The organism is Achromobacter sp. HZ34 (assembly GCF_002209485.1).
Lineage (GTDB): Bacteria > Pseudomonadota > Gammaproteobacteria > Burkholderiales > Burkholderiaceae_B > Bordetella_C.
This window is the reverse complement of record NZ_NJIX01000003.1, coordinates 959,534-978,944: the sequence shown is the minus strand read 5'-3', so window position 1 is coordinate 978,944 and position 19,411 is coordinate 959,534. Positions and strand designations below refer to the sequence as shown.

General features: G+C 64.3%; 20 protein-coding genes. 14 read left to right on the top strand and 6 right to left on the bottom strand.

What is annotated here, in order from left to right; translation table 11 throughout:
* Positions 1-3 precede the first annotated feature (3 nt).
* From infA to dsbD, 9 genes are all read left to right on the top strand, one after another.
* Positions 4-222, top strand: a complete 219-nt coding sequence (gene infA, locus CEY05_RS16485) for a translation initiation factor IF-1 (protein WP_088599432.1) — start codon at positions 4-6, stop codon at positions 220-222.
* A gap of 34 nt (positions 223-256) precedes the next feature.
* Positions 257-370: a 50S ribosomal protein L36 gene (rpmJ, locus tag CEY05_RS16480; RefSeq protein ID WP_066357345.1), complete on the top strand. Its 114-nt coding sequence runs from the start codon at positions 257-259 to the stop codon at positions 368-370.
* Between the two features lie 40 nt (positions 371-410).
* Entirely contained in the window at positions 411-776 is a 366-nt protein-coding gene (gene rpsM, locus CEY05_RS16475) for a 30S ribosomal protein S13 (protein WP_088599431.1), read from the top strand.
* 15 nt (positions 777-791) lie between these two features.
* Positions 792-1,193, top strand: a complete 402-nt coding sequence (gene rpsK / locus CEY05_RS16470; RefSeq protein ID WP_006216516.1) for a 30S ribosomal protein S11 — start codon at positions 792-794, stop codon at positions 1,191-1,193.
* A 9-nt stretch (positions 1,194-1,202) separates the two neighbouring features.
* Positions 1,203-1,826: a 30S ribosomal protein S4 gene (gene rpsD / locus CEY05_RS16465; protein WP_088599430.1), complete on the top strand. Its 624-nt coding sequence runs from the start codon at positions 1,203-1,205 to the stop codon at positions 1,824-1,826.
* 207 nt (positions 1,827-2,033) lie between these two features.
* Entirely contained in the window at positions 2,034-3,020 is a 987-nt protein-coding gene (gene rpoA / locus CEY05_RS16460; protein WP_088599429.1) for a DNA-directed RNA polymerase subunit alpha, read from the top strand.
* A 135-nt stretch (positions 3,021-3,155) separates the two neighbouring features.
* Positions 3,156-3,551, top strand: coding sequence for a 50S ribosomal protein L17 (gene rplQ / locus CEY05_RS16455; RefSeq protein WP_088599428.1), 396 nt, complete (start codon positions 3,156-3,158; stop codon positions 3,549-3,551).
* A gap of 164 nt (positions 3,552-3,715) precedes the next feature.
* Positions 3,716-4,060, top strand: coding sequence for a divalent-cation tolerance protein CutA (cutA, locus tag CEY05_RS16450; protein ID WP_088599427.1), 345 nt, complete (start codon positions 3,716-3,718; stop codon positions 4,058-4,060).
* Positions 4,061-4,107: 47 nt separating this feature from the next.
* Positions 4,108-6,432 carry a protein-disulfide reductase DsbD gene (gene dsbD, locus CEY05_RS16445; RefSeq protein ID WP_233161545.1) on the top strand — a complete coding sequence of 775 codons (2,325 nt, stop codon included), beginning with the start codon at positions 4,108-4,110 and terminating at the stop codon, positions 6,430-6,432.
* Here dsbD and CEY05_RS16440 read toward each other — a convergent pair.
* Positions 6,419-7,207, bottom strand: coding sequence for a pyrroline-5-carboxylate reductase (locus CEY05_RS16440; RefSeq protein ID WP_088599426.1), 789 nt, complete (start codon positions 7,205-7,207; stop codon positions 6,419-6,421). The two genes, dsbD and CEY05_RS16440, sit on opposite strands and share 14 nt — an antisense overlap.
* A 156-nt stretch (positions 7,208-7,363) precedes the next feature.
* Here CEY05_RS16440 and CEY05_RS16435 point away from each other — a divergent pair, with 156 nt between their 5' ends.
* Complete coding sequence (locus tag CEY05_RS16435; RefSeq protein ID WP_088599425.1) at positions 7,364-8,440, top strand: LLM class flavin-dependent oxidoreductase; 1,077 nt, start codon at positions 7,364-7,366, stop codon at positions 8,438-8,440.
* A 205-nt stretch (positions 8,441-8,645) separates the two neighbouring features.
* Here CEY05_RS16435 and hemB read toward each other — a convergent pair whose 3' ends face one another.
* Together hemB and yihA are read right to left on the bottom strand one after the other, a co-directional pair.
* Positions 8,646-9,659, bottom strand: a complete 1,014-nt coding sequence (gene hemB, locus CEY05_RS16430) for a porphobilinogen synthase (protein WP_088599424.1) — start codon at positions 9,657-9,659, stop codon at positions 8,646-8,648.
* Positions 9,656-10,282 (bottom strand): ribosome biogenesis GTP-binding protein YihA/YsxC, encoded by a 627-nt coding sequence (gene yihA, locus CEY05_RS16425; protein ID WP_088599423.1) that lies wholly within the window; start codon positions 10,280-10,282, stop codon positions 9,656-9,658. The genes hemB and yihA overlap by 4 nt, the downstream gene beginning before the upstream one ends.
* Before the next feature lie 217 nt (positions 10,283-10,499).
* Here yihA and CEY05_RS16420 point away from each other — a divergent pair, with 217 nt between their 5' ends.
* From CEY05_RS16420 to ccsB, 3 genes are all read left to right on the top strand, one after another.
* Positions 10,500-11,204 carry a cytochrome c gene (locus CEY05_RS16420; protein WP_198952794.1) on the top strand — a complete coding sequence of 235 codons (705 nt, stop codon included), beginning with the start codon at positions 10,500-10,502 and terminating at the stop codon, positions 11,202-11,204.
* An 87-nt stretch (positions 11,205-11,291) separates the two neighbouring features.
* Entirely contained in the window at positions 11,292-13,367 is a 2,076-nt protein-coding gene (locus CEY05_RS16415; protein WP_088599421.1) for a cytochrome c biogenesis protein ResB, read from the top strand.
* A 10-nt stretch (positions 13,368-13,377) separates the two neighbouring features.
* Positions 13,378-14,718 (top strand): c-type cytochrome biogenesis protein CcsB, encoded by a 1,341-nt coding sequence (ccsB, locus tag CEY05_RS16410; RefSeq protein ID WP_088599420.1) that lies wholly within the window; start codon positions 13,378-13,380, stop codon positions 14,716-14,718.
* 187 nt (positions 14,719-14,905) lie between these two features.
* On the opposite strand, the gene lysA is transcribed toward ccsB, so the two are convergent.
* Together lysA and CEY05_RS16400 are read right to left on the bottom strand one after the other, a co-directional pair.
* The gene (gene lysA, locus CEY05_RS16405) at positions 14,906-16,198 is read right to left on the bottom strand and encodes a diaminopimelate decarboxylase (RefSeq protein WP_088599419.1); all 1,293 of its coding nucleotides are present in this window, start codon (positions 16,196-16,198) and stop codon (positions 14,906-14,908) included.
* A complete protein-coding gene (locus CEY05_RS16400) occupies positions 16,195-16,440 on the bottom strand; it encodes a lipoprotein (RefSeq protein WP_088599418.1) in 246 nt (81 codons plus the stop codon). The genes lysA and CEY05_RS16400 overlap by 4 nt, the downstream gene beginning before the upstream one ends.
* 32 nt (positions 16,441-16,472) lie before the next feature.
* Between CEY05_RS16400 and cyaY the strand changes: the two genes are divergently transcribed.
* Positions 16,473-16,802 (top strand): iron donor protein CyaY, encoded by a 330-nt coding sequence (cyaY, locus tag CEY05_RS16395; protein WP_088599417.1) that lies wholly within the window; start codon positions 16,473-16,475, stop codon positions 16,800-16,802.
* Positions 16,803-16,859: 57 nt separating this feature from the next.
* On the opposite strand, the gene CEY05_RS16390 is transcribed toward cyaY, so the two are convergent.
* Entirely contained in the window at positions 16,860-19,313 is a 2,454-nt protein-coding gene (locus tag CEY05_RS16390; RefSeq protein ID WP_088599416.1) for a penicillin-binding protein 1A, read from the bottom strand.
* Positions 19,314-19,411 lie beyond the last annotated feature (98 nt).

Genomic DNA, 19,411 nt, shown 5'->3' with positions numbered 1-19,411 from the left:
AAGATGGCTAAGGACGACGTCATACAGATGCAGGGCGAGGTCGTAGAGAACCTCCCCAACGCAATGTTCCGCGTCAAGCTTGAAAATGGCCACGTTGTCCTGGGCCACATTTCGGGCAAGATGCGTATGCACTACATCCGGATCCTGCCGGGCGACAAGGTCACAGTGGAGCTCACGCCCTATGACCTGTCAAAAGCCAGGATCGTGTTCCGCTCGAAATAAGCGGGTGGTTTACGGAATAAACAGGGAGTAACCCATGAAAGTATTGGCATCGGTTAAGCGGATCTGCCGCAACTGCAAAATTATCAAACGTCACGGCGTGGTGCGTGTCATCTGCACCGATCCGCGGCACAAGCAGCGTCAAGGCTGAGCTTTTTAGCCCAACGCAAAAGATTCATTAAGGAACAGTCATGGCCCGTATTGCTGGCATCAACATTCCGCCGCATCAGCACGCCGAGATCGGCCTGACCGCCATTTTTGGCATCGGTCGTACGCGCGCCCGCAAGATTTGCGAAGCTGCTAATGTGCCCGTTACCAAAAAGGTCAAGGATCTCACCGACGCCGAGCTCGAGCGCATTCGCGAGCACGTTGGTGTATTCACGGTCGAAGGTGACCTGCGTCGCGAAGTTCAACTGTCGATCAAGCGTTTGATCGATCTGGGAACCTATCGTGGCCAACGTCACAAGCGCGGTCTGCCCGTACGCGGCCAGCGCACGCGCACCAACGCACGCACCCGTAAGGGCCCGCGTCGTGCTGCTGCGTCCCTGAAGAAATAATCGAGGAACTGGATTATGGCGAAAGCTTCCACCAGCGGCGCTTCGCGCGTGCGCAAAAAGGTCAAGAAGAACGTATCGGACGGCATCGCGCACGTTCACGCGTCCTTCAACAACACCATCATCACCATCACCGACCGTCAGGGCAATGCTTTGTCCTGGGCGACCTCGGGTGGCGCAGGTTTCAAGGGCTCGCGCAAGTCGACCCCGTTCGCGGCCCAGGTGGCTGCCGAAACGGCCGGTCGCGTGGCGCTGGAATATGGCATCAAGACCTTGGAAGTGCGCATCAAGGGACCCGGCCCCGGCCGTGAGTCGTCTGTCCGTGCGCTGAACGCGCTGGGTATCAAGATCTCGAGCATCGCTGATATCACGCCCGTTCCGCATAACGGCTGCCGTCCGCCCAAGCGTCGTCGTATCTAAGGAAATCACATGGCCCGTTACATTGGACCCAAGTGCAAGCTCTCGCGTCGCGAGGGTACCGATCTGTTCCTGAAGAGCGCCCGCCGTTCGCTGGATTCCAAGTGCAAACTGGATTCCAAGCCCGGCCAGCATGGCCGCACTTCGGGTGCCCGTACGTCTGACTACGGTCTGCAGCTGCGTGAAAAGCAGAAGCTGAAGCGTATGTACGGCGTGCTGGAAAAGCAATTCCGCAAGTACTTCACCGAAGCCGACCGCGTCCGTGGCAACACCGGCGAGAAGCTGATCCAGCTGCTCGAATCGCGTCTGGACAACGTTGTGTACCGTATGGGCTTCGGCTCGACCCGCGCTGAAGCGCGTCAGCTGGTGAGCCACCGCGCCATCGAGCTGAACGGCCACACCGCTGACATCGCTTCGATGCTGGTCAAGGCTGGCGACGTTATCTCGGTCCGTGAAAAGGCCAAGAAGCAAGGCCGCATCAAGGAATCGCTCGACCTGGCTACCAGCATCGGCATTCCCCAGTGGGTTGAAGTCGACACCACCAAGCTGAGCGGTGTCTTCAAGCAGGCCCCGGATCGCGCTGACGTCGCTCGCGACATCAACGAATCCATGGTCGTGGAACTGTATTCGCGTTAATTCGGACGGCGCCTCACCGATATCCGGTGGCGCCAGTCGGAAATCCGGGCACGGCAACGCTGCCCGGATCGCTATACTTCCGCAGTACCCGCACGAGACCCGCAACGCTTGTCAAAAGGCGCGGCGGGTTTGTGCCGTTTTTTTCTTTCACCTTCCATCAGCCTTATCGGTGTAACGAGCCGAGGGTATTGAAAAGGAACTCAGTACATGTCCACGCAAGGTTTTCTGAAGCCCCGTTCCATTGAAGTCGAACCGGTCGGCACCCATCACGCGAAGATCGTCATGGAGCCGTTCGAGCGCGGTTACGGCCACACGCTGGGCAATGCCCTGCGCCGCATTCTGCTGTCCTCGATGACCGGCTACGCGCCGACCGAAGTGCAGATGACCGGTGTGGTGCACGAATACTCGACCATCCCGGGTGTGCGCGAAGATGTCGTCGACATCCTGCTGAACCTGAAGGGCGTGGTCTTCAAGCTGCACAACCGTGACGAAGTCACCCTGGTGCTGCGCAAGACCGGCGCGGGCACCGTGCTGGCCAGCGACATCGAGCTGCCGCACGACGTCGAGATCGTCAATCCCGGCCACGTCATCTGCAACCTGACGGAAGCCGGCAAGCTGGAAATGCAGATCAAGGTCGAAAAGGGCCGTGGTTATGTGCCGGGTAACGTGCGCGCGCTGTCGGAAGACCGCACCCACACCATCGGCCGCATCATTCTGGACGCTTCGTTCAGCCCGGTCCGCCGCGTCAGCTACGCTGTCGAAAGCGCCCGTGTGGAACAACGTACCGACCTGGACAAGCTGGTGCTGGACATCGAAACCAACGGCGTGATCTCGCCCGAGGAAGCGGTGCGTCAGTCGGCTCGCATCCTGATGGACCAGATCTCCGTCTTCGCCGCCCTGGAAGGCGCTGGCGATTCGTACGAAGCGCCGGTGCGTGGCGCGCCGCAGATCGACCCCGTGCTGCTGCGTCCGGTCGACGACCTGGAACTGACGGTGCGTTCGGCCAACTGCCTGAAGGCCGAAAACATCTACTACATCGGCGACCTGATCCAGCGTACCGAAAACGAGCTGCTGAAGACCCCGAACCTGGGTCGCAAGTCGCTCAACGAAATCAAGGAAGTGTTGGCTGCACGTGGCCTGACCCTGGGCATGAAGTTGGAAAACTGGCCGCCCCTGGGCCTCGAGCGTCCCTGATAGTTTTACGCGGCCACCACATGGGTGGTGGCCGCAACCGATTCCACCGGACCGCGGCCTGGATTTCCAGGTCGATAGAAGAGCCGGATAACCCGATGGCGGAAACGCCGTCTTTTAGATTCAAAGGAAATCATCATGCGTCACGGTAATGGCTTGCGTAAGCTCAACCGCACCAGCAGTCACCGTCTTGCCATGTTCCGCAACATGGCCGTTTCGCTGCTCACCCACGAAGCGATCAAGACCACGCTGCCGAAGGCGAAAGAATTGCGCCGCATCGTCGAACCCCTGATCACCCTGGGCAAGAACCCCACCCTCGCGAACAAGCGTCTGGCTTTTGCCCGTCTGCGCGATCGTGAAGTCGTGGTCAAGCTGTTCGCCGAGATCGGCCCCCGTTATGCTGCCCGCAACGGCGGCTACACCCGTGTGTTGAAGATGGGTTTCCGTCAAGGCGACAACGCGCCCATGGCTTTCATGGAGCTGGTTGACCGTCCGGAAGTTACGGAAACCGAAGCCGACAAGTCCGCTGAGTAATCGGCAGGCTTCAGGGACGAAAGGCGAACCTCCGGGTTCGCCTTTTGTTTTCCCGCGGGTTGCGCGTCACGGGCGGCGGGGCGATGGCGCAGGCGTCAGGGTAGCCCCGAGGCGGGCTAAAATCCCTGCGTGCAGGTGCGTCCTGCGTGCCTTGGGAGACTGACATGCCGCAGCAAGACGATATCGTGATGGTGTTCAGCAGCGCGCCCGATCTGTTGCTGGCCAAGCGCATCGCCCACATCGTGGTGGAAGAAGGCCTGGCGGCCTGCGTGAACCTGGGCGCACCGATGCTGTCTATCTATACCTGGCAGGGTGTCGTCGAAGGCGCCGAAGAGGTGCCGATGTGCTTCAAGACCACTGCCGGCAAGCTCGACGCCCTGGTCGAGTCGATTACCCGCCAGCACCCCTACGAAGTGCCGGAAGTGGTTGCCGTGCCCGTTATCGGGGGTGCGCCGGCGTATCTGAAGTGGGTGCGGGAACAGACGGCCGGCACCACGCCGGTGGCCTGAGAACAAGGAAGTATTCCATGCGCGGTACGTCAGCAGTTGCGGTGGCAATGCCCACGCTGTCCACGATCACGATGGGCGTTGCGGCTGCGGGCGCCAAGCCGGCGTCGCACAGGGCGTGGACGGAATGGCTGTTCGCCTTGCTATGCCTGCTGACGGTGCTGGCTTGGCCGGGCGCCAGCCGGGCCGAGGACGACTTCCTGCCGCCGGAGAAAGTCTTCCCCGCCAGCGCGGCCATGGCCGATCCGAATACCGTGCGGGTCGAGTTCAAGGTGCCCAAGGGCTATTACATGTACCGCGAGCGCTTCGGTTTCGCGCTCGATCCCCAAGGCGCCGCGACCCTGGGCCAGGCCCGCTTGCCCGCAGGCGACGTGAAGTATGACCCGACCTTCGACAAGAACATGGAGGTCTATCACAAGCCGATAACCATCGACATCCCGGTGCATCCCGCCGGCGGACAGCCGGGCGATGTGACGCTGGTGGTGGTGGGACAAGGCTGTGCCGACGCGGGGATCTGCTATCCGCCGATGGAGAACCGCATCAAGCTGCGGCCGATCAACGGCGGCTACCAGGTCGCCGGACCGCCGGTGTGGGGCTATTCCAGCGGTATCCCGGGCGGCGATGGCGGCGGTGCTGGCGATGCTGGCGGCGCTACTGGTGGCAGTGGTGCCAGCGGTGCCGGCCAGCTTGCCGAAGCCGCTCCTGGCATCAGCGTGGCCCCTGACGCGACACGTCCCGGCCTGGCGAAATCCGGCCTGGCCCCCGCGCCCCAGATCGACACCCCGCCCGCCGTAGCGGGAGCCGCGCCGGCGCTGGCGCTGGCGCGGCTAGGCAATGGATCTGCCCCGACTGCCGGCCAGGGCGCCACGGCCCCGGCCCAGTCCGCCGCACCCGCAACGCAGGCTGCTACGGCTGTCAATACGGGTGCCAATGCGACTGGCAACGTCGACGCCAACGCCAACGCCGGCTTCGCCACCCTGACGGGCAGCGACGACGTCGGCCTGGCCAGCGCCATCGCGGGTATGGGATGGCTGAAGACCGCGGGTGCCTTCCTGCTACTGGGCGTGCTGCTGTCCCTCACGCCCTGCGTGCTGCCCATGATTCCCATCCTGTCGACCATCGTCATCGGTCGCTCGGCCACCCCGCCTTCGCGCTGGACCGGTCTGGGCCTGGCGGCGGCCTATGTGCTGGGCATGTCCGTGGTCTACACCATCCTGGGCATCGCCGCGGGCCTCAGCGGCGCGGGCCTGGCCGCATGGCTGCAGACCCCCTGGGTGCTGACGCTGTTCGCGCTATTACTGGCCTTGCTGGCGCTGCCGATGTTCGATGTCTATACCTTCCAGATGCCGGCCGCCGTCCAGGCCCGCATGAGCGACCGTGCCAGCCGCATCCCGGGCGGCCGCGTCACCGGCGCCGTGCTGATGGGCGCGATTTCCGCCCTCATCGTCGGCCCCTGCGTGGCGGCCCCCTTGGCGGGTGCCCTGCTGTACATTTCGCAGACCGGCGACGTGGTGCTGGGCGGTTCGGCCCTGTTCGCGCTGGCCTGGGGCATGGGCGTGCCGCTACTCATCGTCGGCGCGTCAGCGGGCACGCTGTTGCCCAAGGCCGGGGCCTGGATGGATGGCGTCAAGCGCTTCTTCGGCGTGCTGCTGCTGGCTACCGCCTGGTGGATGGTGGTGCCCATCGTGCCGGTCGCAGTGCAAATGGTGGGCTGGGCCTTCCTGGCCATCGTCGGTGCCGTCATGCTGCGGGCATTTGAAGGTATCGGCCCGAATGCGGGCGCCGGGCGCATGTTCGGCAAGGGATTGGGCCTGCTGCTGGCCTTGGTGGCGGTAGCTCAGCTGGTGGGCGCCGCCAGCGGCGCACGCGACGTATTGCAGCCTCTGGCTCACCTGGCGGCGCGCGGTGGCGGCGCAGGGGGCTGGACAGGAACGGCGGCCAACGGCGGGTCTGGCGGCGCTGCGGGCGGCGCATCAGGCGGATTCACGGGCGGTGCATCCAGTGCCGGCGCGTCCGAACCGGCCTTCGACCGTATCCGCACCCTCGCCGAACTGGAAAGCCGGGTGGCCGCTGCCAACCGTCCCGTCATGCTCGACTTCTACGCCGACTGGTGCGTTTCCTGCCGCGAAATGGAGAAGTTCACCTTCACCGATCCCGCCGTGGCGGCCCGCATGAGCGGCATGCTTCTGCTGCGTGCCGACGTCACCGCCAACAATCCCGACGACCGCGCCCTGCTCAAGCGCTTCAAGCTGTTCGGCCCGCCGGGCATCATGTTCTTCGATGCCCAAGGCAAGGAACTGCCCCAGGCCCGCGTCATCGGCTTCCAGGACGCCACCCGCTTCGGCCGTTCACTGGACGCGGTCACGTCCCGCTGACCGCCGGTTTGCGGATGCGTTCCAGCACCCGCTCCATGGCGCCGGCATGGGCGCCGAAGACGCCATGGGCCGCCAGGTCTTCGGTGATCTGCTCGTTCAGTCCGCCACGAGTCGAGAACTCCCGCGCCAACGCATCGAAAGGGATGTCGGTCCGGCTGGCGGCATCGCTCAGGCCCGTGACCAGCGATGCCAGGAAGGCACGGCTGACACTCTGGGAAATCCCGTGCTCCCGCAACCACGCGCCCTGCGCGTGCAGCGTCTGGAAGAAGCTGCCCATCAATGCGGTGGCGGCGAACAGGACATCGAAATCGTCCTCGTCGTCCGACTCCAGGGCGGTGCCCAACGTGTTGAACAGGGCCGCGGCGATTGGGTCGCGAGGATGGATGATGGTGGTGCCCAACTTGTGCGCCACCATCGGCAGGGGCGCCAGCCGGATGACACGGGCGACATCGGGCAGCAGGGCTTGCAGCCGCTGCAGCCTGAAAGTCGCGATGAAGCTGAGGACGTGATGGCGTGCGGAGAAGCGTAATTCACGGATCACGTCTTCGGCGATCTGCGGCCGCACCGCCAGGCAGACCACAGGGCAGTGATCCAGCACATGCTGATTGTCGGGGGCCACGCGCACCATCGCATGACGCCGCGCCAGTCGCGCCGCGACGTCCGCATTGCGCGGTGAAACGATCACTTCGGCGGGCGGGTAGTCGCTTTGCGCCAGCCCATCGATGATCGCTTCGGTGATGCTGCCGGTTCCGATGAATCCAAGTCGTTCTAGCATTCGATAATCCTGGTCGTGATTTCGCCAAGTATGGCGAGTTTTAATAGCTCTAGGAAATAAAGTCCTGCTTGATTGTTCTTCGACCGCGCTCGCGTGATCGGGCATGCTTTTGCATCCGTCCGGATTCCCGGACGTCACAAGACTGCAAGGCATCGCATGAGCAGCACGAATCCTGAATTCCTTTGGTACATCCCCAACCAGGTCTATGCCGGCCATCGAGGCGACGAGCCCGTGGTCGACCATAACAGCCTGGACACGCTGACCAGCCATGCCAAGGCGTTGGAGGAATACGGCTGGCAGGGCGCCTTGATCGGCACCGGATGGGGCCGTCCCGACACCTTCACCGTGGGCACCGCATTGGCTGCCCGTACCGAGCGCTTCAATCCCCTGGTTGCGATCCGTCCAGGCTATTGGCAGCCAGCGCAGTTTGCCACCGCGGCGGCGACGCTGGATCACCTGAGCAATGGACGCTTGCGCATCAACATCGTATCCGGCCAGGACAGGCTGGCAGCCTATGGCGACAGCGAAGGCGACCAGGCGCATCGCTACGCGCGCACCCGTGAATTCATGCAGCTGGTGCGCAAGCTGTGGACGGAAGAGAGCGTGACCTACAAGGGTGAACATTTCCAGGTCACCGACGCCACCGTGGTGCCGCGCATCCAGGCGCGGCCGGGACGGCCGCATCCCAGGCTGTATTTCGGTGGTGCATCGGCGCCGGCTGAACGCGTGGCGGCCACCGAGGCCGATGTGCAGCTGTTCTGGGGCGAACCGCTGGCCGACGTGCAGGCGCGCATCGAGCGGCTCAAGACACTGACCGGGCAATTGGGTCGGGAACACGCGCCGCTGGAATTCGGCCTGCGCATCACGGCCGTCGTGCGCGAGACGTCGGCGCAGGCCTGGGCCGATGCCGAGGCCAAGGTGGCGAAAATGGCGGCGACGCAGGGGGCCGGCTGGAACGACCATGGCCGTACGTTCCTGGCCGAAGGGCAGAAGCGCCTGCTGGATCTGCAGGCGCGTGGCGATGTGCTGGATGACAATCTCTACACCGCGCCGGGGCGTTATGGTGGCGGGGGCGCGGGCACCACCTGGCTGGTGGGTTCGGCGCAGGAAGTGGCCAGTTCCTTGCGCAAATACCAGGCGCTGGGGATACGCCATTTCATCCTGTCGGATACGCCCTATCTGCAGGAGATCAAGCGCCAGGGCGAAACGCTGCTGCCTTTGCTGCGCGGTTGATCCCGCCATACGTTGAAAAAAACATGGCCCACCGTAAGGTGGGCCATGTGTAGTGAAAATTCCAGGCAGCCGGTAACGGACGGCAGCAGGTTGATCCTGTTTCGGCCGGAACACCGGCGCGGCGGCTAAGCGCTCGGCGGCGAACCATGTGGCGCTAGCCCAAAAAGGGGGCGTGGGGGTTTACCCCTCACAATAAAAATTCCTCTTAAAGTTCCTTCAACTTCTTCGCCGCATCGATCGCGAAGTAGGTCAGGATCCCATCGGCCCCGGCGCGCTTGAAGCCCAGCAGGGACTCCATCATCACCTTGTCATGGTCCAGCCAGCCATTCTGGGCCGCCGCCTTCAGCATGGCGTACTCGCCGCTCACCTGATACACGAAGGTCGGCACCCGGAACGCATCCTTGACGCGGCGCAGCACGTCCAGATAAGGCATGCCGGGCTTGACCATCACCATGTCCGCGCCTTCGGCCAGGTCGCCGGCCACTTCCCGCAACGCTTCATCGATATTGCCCGGATCCATCTGGTACGCCGATTTGTTCGACTTGCCGAGATTCGAGGCCGAACCCACCGCGTCGCGGAAGGGCCCGTAGAACGCGCTGGCGTACTTGGCCGAGTAAGCCATGATGCGCGTATGAATGTGATCGGCGCCTTCCAGTGCCTGGCGGATGGCCCCGATGCGGCCGTCCATCATGTCGCTGGGCGCGACGATGTCGACGCCCGCATGCGCCTGCACCAAAGCCTGCTTGACCAGGAGTTCCACGGTCGGCTCGTTGATCACATAGCCGTCGTCGTCGATCATGCCGTCCTGGCCATGGCTGGTGTAGGGATCCAGCGCGACGTCCGTCAACACGCCCAGTTCCGGAAAGCGCTTCTTCAGCTCGGCCACCACGCGCGGCACCAGGCCGTCGGGATTGGTGGCTTCGATGCCATCCGGCGTCTTCAGCGACGGATCGATCACTGGAAACAGCGCCAGCACCGGAATGCCCAGTTGCACGCATTGCTCGGCCACCGGCAGCAGGGTGTCGAGCGAATAGCGCACCACGCCCGGCAACGACGGCACGGCCTGTTGCAGGCCCTTGCCTTCGGCCACGAACACCGGATAGATCAGATCGTTGGCGGTGAGCGTGTTCTCGCGCACCAGGCGACGGGTGAAATCGTCACGGCGCAGGCGGCGCGGGCGGGCAGCGGGGAATTGAGCGGAGATGATGTGGTGGTTCATGGCACTACCTTCGGTGAAATCCAGTTCGCGATATGTTCGCCGGCCTCTTCCAGGCCAATGCGCTCCAGCGCCGAGAAAGGCACGGTATGCAAGGCGCCGATGTCGGCCAGGTCCTTCTTGACGGCAAACACGGTACGCATGCGTTGGCCGTAGGGCAGCTTGTCGGCCTTGGTCAGCAAAGCCAGCACGGGGCGGCCCGTCGGTGCGATGAAATCGACCAGGCGCCGGTCCAGGTCGGTGACGCCGCGGCGGATGTCCACCAGCAGAACGACGCCGACCAGCGACTGCCGGGTGGCCAGGTAGCCGCCCAGCACTTCAGCCCATTTTTCGCGCTCGGCCTTGTTGATGGCGGCGTAGCCGTAGCCCGGCAGGTCGACCAGGTAGCCGATCTTCTCGTGCTCCGGATCCAGCGGGTCCGGCAGACCGAACATATTGATCAGCCGCGTGCGCCCCGGCGTCTTGCTGGAGAAGGCCAGGCGGCGCTGGTTGGTGAGCACATTGATGGCCGTCGACTTGCCGGAATTGGAGCGCCCGACAAAACAGACCTCCGGCGCGCCGGGGGGCGGAAGTTGGTCCAGGCGGGCTGCCGAGACGAAGAAGGACGCGCGATGGAGGAGGGACACGGTATCGATGGAAACGGTTGGTTGCGAACCCTATTGTATAATCGCCCCCTTGCAAGGGTGGCTCCACGCCCGCGGTTCTGGATTCCTCGGACAGTATTCGCTGCATATGTTCGATTACCGGTGTCCGGTATTCCGGCAGGGCTGGTGAATGGCAAACATAGCTCAAGTAACGACTAAGAATCGTTACGAATAAAGCTGCGATCATCGAGGTTTACACATGAAGCGTGTGCAGTCCCGAATGTCAGTAGCGGCGCTGATGCTGGGCGCTTTCGTAGTTTCAACCACTTCCTGTCTGGCAGCTGACGCGCCACCGGGGGCAGCCAAGCCGGATGCGGCCAAAGGCGGCCAGCTTTACGAGCAGGGCGATGCCGCTCGTAACATCACGGCCTGTGTAGCCTGTCACGGCGCCGGGGGCAGCAGCACCATCCCGGCGAATCCCAATCTTGCGGGCCAGGCCCACGAGTATCTGGCCAAGCAGCTGGCGGATTTCAAGTTGGCGGAGGGCGCCAAGGCGCCGGCCCGCAACGGCAGCGGTGGCAATCCCACCGTCATGACCGCCAACGTGGCGCCGCTGACTCCCCAGGACATGGCCAATATCGCGCTGTACCTGGCGCAACAGCCGCTCAAGGAACCCGCGACGGCTGGTCACAAAGAGTTGGTAGAGTTGGGCCAAAAGATCTGGCGTGGCGGCCTGCCGGAGCGTAATGTACCGGCTTGCGCGTCTTGCCACAGCCCCAACGGCGCCGGGATACCAGCACAGTATCCGCGCCTGTCAGGGCAGTTCCCGAGTTATATCGAGGAACAACTGAAGCTGTTCCGCAGCGGTGATCGCAAGAATAGCGACCCGATGCACACGATTGCCGATCGCATGTCGGATGCCGAGATTCAAGCGGTATCGGACTACGCGGCCGGCTTACGTTAAAAAATATCGAAGCGCCCGAACCATGTCCGGGCGCCTGCTGTCTATCGAAGGGGGGTTGCCGGCTGATCCGGTCCCCCCTTTTGTTTTATGAATCAGAATACCTCCTCTTCCCGCTTCACCCTGCGCAGCATCCCCGGCGAATTCTTCGAGCTTCTTGGCTCGATGCGTTTCGCTGTCAGCCTGCTGATGTTCATCTGCGTGGCCAGCACCATCGGCACCGTGCTGGAACAGAATCGCGCATCTTCGCAATACATCGATCAGTTCGGTCCGTTCTGGTTCGAGCTGTTCGATAAATTCTCCATCTGGCACATCTACAACAGCTGGTGGTTCCTGTTGATCATGACTTTCCTGGTGGCCTCCACCTCGGTCTGTCTGATCCGCAATGCGCCGAAGATGCTGCGCGACGCGGTCTCTTTCCGCGATTACGTCCGCGCGTCCAGCCTGCGTGCCTTCCCGCAACGGACCGCGTTCGACAGCGCCGCTTCCGTGCCCGCCGCCACCGACGCCGTGCGCAAACTGCTCAAGCACCTGGGCTACGCCGTGCGCGAACGCCAGGACAATGGCGCGGTGCTGCTGGCGGCGAAGAAGGGCAGCGCCAACCGCCTGGGCTACATCCTGGCGCACACCGCCATGATCGTGATCTGTATCGGCGGGCTGCTCGACAGCGAGCTGCCCATCCGGTTGCAGGTCTGGCTGGGCGGCAAACATCCCATTTTCGACAACATGCTGATCAGCCAGGTGCCCGACAGCGGCCGGCTGTCCCTGCACAACCCCAGCTTCCGTTCGAGCATGCTGGTGCCGGAAGGCGGGCGGGCCAATAGCGCGGTGGTGATGGTCAACGACGGTGCGCTGGTGCAGCCCATTCCGTTCACGCTGACGCTCAAGAAATTCGCCATCGATTACTACTCCACGGGCATGCCCAGCCGCTTCGCCAGCGAGGTGGAAGTCCAGGATCCCGACACCGGCAAGACCTTCGACCAGACCATCGAAGTCAACGAGCCGCTGCGCTACAAGGGTGTGACGGTCTACCAGTCCAGCTTCGACGATGGCGGCAGCACCGTGCAATTGCGCGGCTATCCCCTGCGTGGCACCGACGCCACGCCTTTCCTGCTGGATGGCACGGTGGGCAAGACGTCGGATGCGGGCAAGGACGCCCCGCCATCCCTGCACGATGTGCGGGTGGACGTGACCGCGTTGCGGCCTATCAACGTGGAAGATCTGTCCGGCGGCACGCCCAAACCGGCGACGAATTTTTCGCAGGACGTGGCAGCGGTGGCCGGCAGCGCGGCCGGCAAGAAGAACGACAACCTGCGCAACGTCGGCCCCGCCGTCGAATTCCGCCTGGTCGACGCCAGCGGCCAGTCGCATGAGTTCCGCAATTACATGCTGCCGGTGGTGCTGGACGGCGCCCCGGTATTCCTGACCGGCGTGCGCAGCAACGCCAGCGAGCCCTACCGCTACGCCCGCCTGCCCGTCGATGCGGACAACAGCGTGGCCGAGTTCATGCGCCTGCGCGCGCTGCTGGCCGATCCGCAGGCACGCAAGGAAGCGGCGCAACGCTTCGCCGACAAGAATGCCCCGCAGGGGGTGGACAAGCAGCCGCTGGAAGCGGCCGCCGAGCGCGCCTTGCAGACCTTCTCCGAAGGCGGCCTGCAGGCCGTGGCCGCCTTCCTGCAAAGCAATACGCAGCCCGCGGACATGGAACGCGCCGCCGACATCGTCGTGCGCCTGATCGGTTCCAGCGTGGCGGAGTTGCGCGCCATCGAACGCGAACGCGCCGGCCTGCCGCCCCTGGCCACCAGCGGCGAAGCGGGCGCCCAGGCGGCCGTCTGGTCGCGCATCGCCGTGGCCGCGCTGTCGGACCTGGCGTTGTATCCCTCGCCCGTGTTTTTCACCCTGGCCGATTTCAAGCAGGTGCAGGCCAGCGTATTCCAGGTCAGCCGCACGCCCGGCAAGAAGGCGGTCTACCTGGGCTGTCTGCTGTTGATTCTTGGTGTGTTCAGCATGTTCTACATCCGCGACCGCCGTGTCTGGGTGTGGATTACGCCCGAGGGTGATTCCGGCAGCGCCGTGCAGGCTGCCATGACGTCGCAGCGGCGCACCCTCGATTTCCAGCGCGAGTTCGAACGATTCAAGCAGGCGCTGCTGCGCCTGAAGCAGTGAGGCCCCCCCAATGTCAGATTCCACCATTTCCACTCCTGCCGCCGAACTTTGGCAGGAAGGCATTTCCGAAAGCGGCGACGGTCGCATCCAGCGCGGGCGTCCCGACTGGACCGATGCCGTCTTCTTCCTGCTGCTGGCGGTGGGCGCGGGCTATGCCCTGACGCGCTTCGCCGGCTCGATGGATTACTACGAGAAGCTCATCCTGTGCGGCGCCGTGCCGGTGCTGACGTGGATGGGCTGGCTGTGGCGGCCCTTGCGCCGCCTGATGATCGCCGCCGCGCTGGCCAGCGGCCTGGCCATCATGCTGTACGGCACCGACCTGAACCGCGCGGAACAGGTGTTCTTCCTGAAATACCTGCTGTCGTCGCAATCGGCCATCCTGTGGATGTCGGCGCTGTTCGTGCTGGCCACGGCCTGTTACTGGATCGGGTTGTTCAGCCCGACGGCGGCCTGGCTGGGCAGCGCGCTGACCTGGGGCGCGGTCTTCGCCGGCCTCACTGGCATGCTGGTGCGCTGGCGCGAAGGCCACATGATGGGGCCGGACCTGGGCCACATTCCGGTCAGCAATCTGTATGAAGTCTTCGTCCTGTTTTCGCTGATCACCGCGCTGTTCTATCTGTACTACGAGCGCCGCTACAACACGCGCGCCCTGGGCGGCTTCGTGCTGCTGGTGATTTCGTCCGCGGTGATGTTCCTGCTGTGGTACGCCTTTACCCGCGACGCCGCGCAGATCCAGCCGCTGGTGCCGGCCTTGAAAAGCTGGTGGATGAAGCTGCACGTGCCGGCCAACTTCATCGGCTACGGCACGTTCTCGCTGTCGGCGATGGTGGGGTTCGCGTACCTGATCAAGGAGCACGCCAACACCACGTCCTGGCTGAAGATGTCGCCGCTGCTGCTGGTGGGCGCACTGCTGTGCGCGGAACCCATGATCTTCCGCACCAAGGAACTGTCGCCCGTCTGGATGGAGTATTTCGGCATCGGCATCCTGATCGTCTCCGCCATCCTGCTGGGCCGGCGCCGCATCGCGGCGGCGCTGCCTTCGCTGGAGGTGCTGGACGACATCATGTACCGCGCCATCACCATCGGCTTCGCTTTCTTCACCGTGGCGACCGTGCTGGGCGCGCTGTGGGCGGCCGATGCCTGGGGCGCCTACTGGCAGTGGGATCCCAAGGAAACCTGGGCCCTCATCGTGTGGCTGAACTACGCGGCCTGGCTGCACATGCGCCTGATCAAGGGCCTGCGCGGCGTCATGGCGGCTTACTGGGCGCTGATAGGCCTGGTGGTCACCAGCTTCGCCTTCCTGGGCGTGAACATGTTCCTGTCCGGGCTGCATTCCTACGGGCAGTTGTAGGCGCCTGCAAAGCCGGTCTCAGTCAGATCGCCGGCTTGAGACCAAGCGGCTGCATTTGCCGGTCGGCCGCAGCCGGGCCGGCCCCGAAGCCCAAAGAAAAAACCCGCCTAGGCGGGTTTTTTCACAGGTGGCGCTTGCCGCCGGCCTTTGCGGCCAGGGTGTCCAGCGCCTGGCTTCAACGCCCCGCTCAGGGCAGCGTCGATTCCCCGCGCAGCAGGTCTTCCACCGATTCGCGCTTGCGGATGACGTGGTATTCCGCGCCGTCCACCATCACTTCGGCGGCGCGCGGCCGCGTGTTGTAGTTGCCGGCCATGACCATGCCATAGGCGCCGGCCGACTCGATCGCCAGCACGTCACCCTGTTCCACCACCAGCGGACGCTTGCGGGCCAGCCAGTCGCCGCTCTCGCAAACGGGACCGACGACGTCGTACTCCACCGGCTCGCCCTTGCGCTGGTGCAGTGGCAGCACGCCGTGCCAGGCGTCGTACAGCGTGGGACGCAGCAGGTCGTTCATGGCCGCGTCGACGATGGCGAAATTGTGCGTCTCGCCGGGCTTGAGGAATTGCACCGTGGTCAGCAGCACGCCCGCATTGCCCACCAGCGAGCGGCCCGGTTCCATCACCAGCTTCAGGTGCGCCAGCTTGCGCGCTTCCAACCGGGCGAATACCTGGTCCAGCAGCGCCTTGGGCGACAGCGGGGTCTCATCCACATAGGTGATGCCCAGGCCACCGCCCAGGTCCAGGTGCTCGATGGCGATGCCGGCCTCGGCCAGTGCATCGATCAGGTTGAGCAGCTTGTCCAGGGCATCCAGGTAGGGACTGACTTCGGTGATCTGCGAGCCGATGTGGCAATCCACGCCCACCACGTGCAGGCCCGGCAGGCCGGCGGCCGTGCGATAGGCGTCAAGCGCGTTCTCGATGGCGATGCCGAACTTGTTTTCCTTCAGGCCGGTGGAAATGTACGGGTGGGTGCCCGCGTCCACGTCGGGATTGACCCGCAGCGACACGGGCGCCTTCTTGCCGATCGACACCGCGACATCGGACAGCAGGTGCAATTCCGCCTCGGACTCGACGTTGAAACATTTGACGCCCGCTTCCAGGGCAGCCTGCATTTCCCAGGCTTGCTTGCCCACCCCGGAAAAGACCACCTTGGCGGGATCGGCGCCCACGGTCAGCACGCGCTTGAGTTCGCCGCCGGACACGATGTCGAAACCTGCCCCCAGCCGCGCGAATTCCTTCAGCACGGCCAGGTTGGAATTGGCCTTCATACCGTAGCAGACCAGCACGTCGCGGCCCGCGATGGCGCTGCGATAGGACTCCCAGGCGGCATGCAGGGCGGCACGGCTGTAGACGTACAGCGGCGTGCCCAGGCGGTCGGCCAGCACCTGCAGCGGCACGTCTTCTGCGTACAGGGAGCCGTCCTTGACGTGGAAAAAGGGATGGCCGGCCGGTTGGGTGCGCTGGGGAAGGGAAACAGTCATCGTTGTGAACCGGTCGACGGAAGGGTAGGAAGGGCGGGGATGATGCGAACGTCGGGCGCGCTGCCGGGAATGGTCGGCGGCAACGGGGCCGGACGGATGCCGACGGGGGGCTTGGCCTGCTCCTTGCTGTCGCCGGTGGGCAGGTAGAGCGGGCCTTTATAGCCGCAACCCGCCAGCCAGGCGCCGGTGGCCAGCGTGGCTACAATGCGTAGAACCCTGCGGCTGCTTGCCTTATGGGACACTGGGAACTCCGAAATTCATGCAGGTTGGGATTATGAACGAAACCGAATTTCTTGCATTGGTCGAGCAGGTGCTCGATTCTCTCGAAAGCCAGGCTGACGACTGGGCGGCTTCGCTGGATGTGGACATCGAGGCCAATCGCAGCGGCAATGTGCTGACCCTGGTCTTCGAGGACGACACCCATGTCGTCGTCAACAGCCAGGCTGCCATGCAGGAGATATGGGTCGCCGCGCGTAGCGGCGGTTTCCATTACCGCTACGACGGCAAGCACTGGAACGATACCCGCGGCGGTCCCGGCCTGGCCGATGCCCTGTCGCAGATCTGTTCGGACGCGGCCGGCGTACCGATAACCGTCAAGCTCTGACGCCCCTGTCGCGGCGGCTCGGGCCGGACCGCCGGCGCCGGGCCTTCTTCCCTCCGGTTAGCGCGGAATGGGAATCGAGCCTTCGCCGAACGACGTACCCTGCGGTTTCTGCGGCGCATTGTTGAAGCCGTCGCCGTCATTCGTCGACGAACTCAGCGCGTTCAGGAACTCGCCCAGCGAATCGCCCTGCGGCAGGCCCAGCCGCGCCACCGCCTGGCCAGGCGGGAATTCCGAGAAATAGTAGTCGCCGCCTTCGGAGATCAGGCCGTCCGGCTTCGGACGCTGCTTCTGCTCCGGCACGCCCTTGAGCACGTCACCCATATAGCTCAGCCAGATCGGCAGCGCCACGCCGCCGCCGGTTTCGCGCGAGCCCAGCGACTTGGGCTGGTCATAGCCCAGCCACGCCGTCGCCACCAGGCTGGGCGTATAGCCGGAGAACCAGGCGTCCACCGATTCGTTGGTGGTACCGGTCTTGCCGGCGATGTCGTTGCGCTTGAGCACGGCGCGGGCGCGGGCGGCCGTGCCGTAGGTGGCCACGCCACGCAGCATGTCGTCCATCACGAAGGCGGTACGCGGGTCGATGGCGCGCGCGGCGGAGTCGCCGGCCACCACGGGCTTGGACTGCATCACCACCTTGCCGCTGCTGTCGGTGACCTTGTCGATCAGGTAGGGCGTGATGCGGTAGCCGCCATTGGCGAACACCGAGTAGGCGCCGGCCAGCTGCAGGGGCGTCACCGAGCCCGCGCCCAGGGCCAGCGGCAGCACCGCGGGCTGGCGCGACTTGTCGAAGCCGAAGCGGGTCAGGTAGTCCTGCGCATATTGGGGGCCGATCGCCTGCAGAATGCGGATGGACACCATGTTCTTGGACTTGTACAGACCCTGGCGCATGGTCAGCATGGGCTCGTACTGGTTGCCGTAGTTCTTCGGGCTCCAGGCCTTGGAGCCGGTCTGCGACGCGCTCAGTTCAAAAGGCTGGTCCGAGATCTGGGTGGCCGGCGTCAGGCCGCGTTCCAGCGAGGCGGCGTAGACGAAGGGCTTGATGTTCGAACCCGGCTGGCGCCAGGCCTGGGTGACCCGGTTGAAGTTGCCGCGGTAGAAATCGAAGCCGCCGACCATGGCGCGGATGGCGCCGTCCTGCGGTGACAAGGAGACGAAGGCCGCCTGCACCGCCGGCATGTTGATGACTTCCCAGCTGTCGTCGGGCAGCTTGTGGATATAGACCACGGAGCCGCGCTTGATGCGCAGTTCCGCCTTGGCCTTGTCATTGAGGGCGCGGGCCACCACGCCCAGCGCCTTCTTGTCCGTGATGGAGATGACTTCGCGCGAGCTGCGCACCAGGCGGATCTCGGTGGGGCTGGCCGACAGGACCACCGCCACCAGCAGGTCGCCGCTGTCGCTGTACTTGTCCAGCACGCCGTCCAGGAACTCATCCATCTGGCCAGGGTTGTTCTCGACGCCGGCGGGCATGTCCAGCTGGTCTTCCGGGCCGGGGTAGGGGGCACGGCGGGTGTAGTCCAGCACGCCCTCGCGCACCGCGCGGTAGGCCGATTCCTGGTCCTTGGACTGCACGGTGGTGTAGATATTCAGGCCGCGCGAATAGACGTTGTCCTGGTACACGCCGAACAGGAGCTGGCGCGCCAGTTCAGCGACGTATTCGCCGTGTATCGAGTAGCCGCCCGCCGGCGTGCCTTCAGCCGACTTCAGCACGATGGGCTGGCTCATGGCCGTCTGGTATTCGGCGTCGGTCAGATAGCCCAGGCTGTGCATGCGGCCCAGCACGTAATGCTGGCGGATTTGCGCCCGCGGCAGGTTGGACAGCGGATTGAACCGGGACGGCGCCTTGGGAATACCGGCCAGCATGGCGGCTTCGGAAGGCGTGATCTCCGACAGCGGCTTGCCGAAATACGTGCGCGAGGCAGCAGCGAAACCGTAGGCGCGGTGACCCAGGTAGATCTGGTTCATGTACAGCTCAAGAATCTGGTCCTTGCTCAGGCTGGACTCGATCTTGAACGTCAGCAGCAGCTCGTAGAACTTGCGCGAATAGGTTTTTTCCGACGACAGGTAGAAGTTACGCGCCACCTGCATGGTGATGGTGCTGGCCCCCTGCGTCTTGGACATATTGATGAGGTTGGTCAGCCCAGCCCGCGCCACGCCGGTCCAGTCGATGCCGCCGTGCTGGTAGAAGCGGTCATCCTCGGCCGACAGCACCGCCGCCTTCATGACGTCGGGAATCTCGTTGAAACGCAGCACATTGCGGCGCTCTTCGCCGAATTCGCCGATCAGCACCTTGTCCGCCGTATAGACGCGCAGCGGCACGCGGGGCCGGTAGTCGGTCATCGCGTGCAGGTCTGGCAGATTGGGCCAGGCCAGTGCCAGGGCCATGCCCCCCAGCAGCAGTCCGCATAACCCCAGGCCCAGGCCGAATATGCCGAGCTTGACGAAAAAACGGAGGAAGGGAGAGCCGCTATGGGTGGGCTGGTCTTTCTGGGAGGGGTTCTGGGGCTTGCTCATCGCGGCGATTTTAAGGGCAACTCGCGGCCGGGCCCTGGCGCGAACGTCGGTTTCTGTAACAGCGTGGTTCAGTGTAGCGCGCGGACAACTCTTGCCAA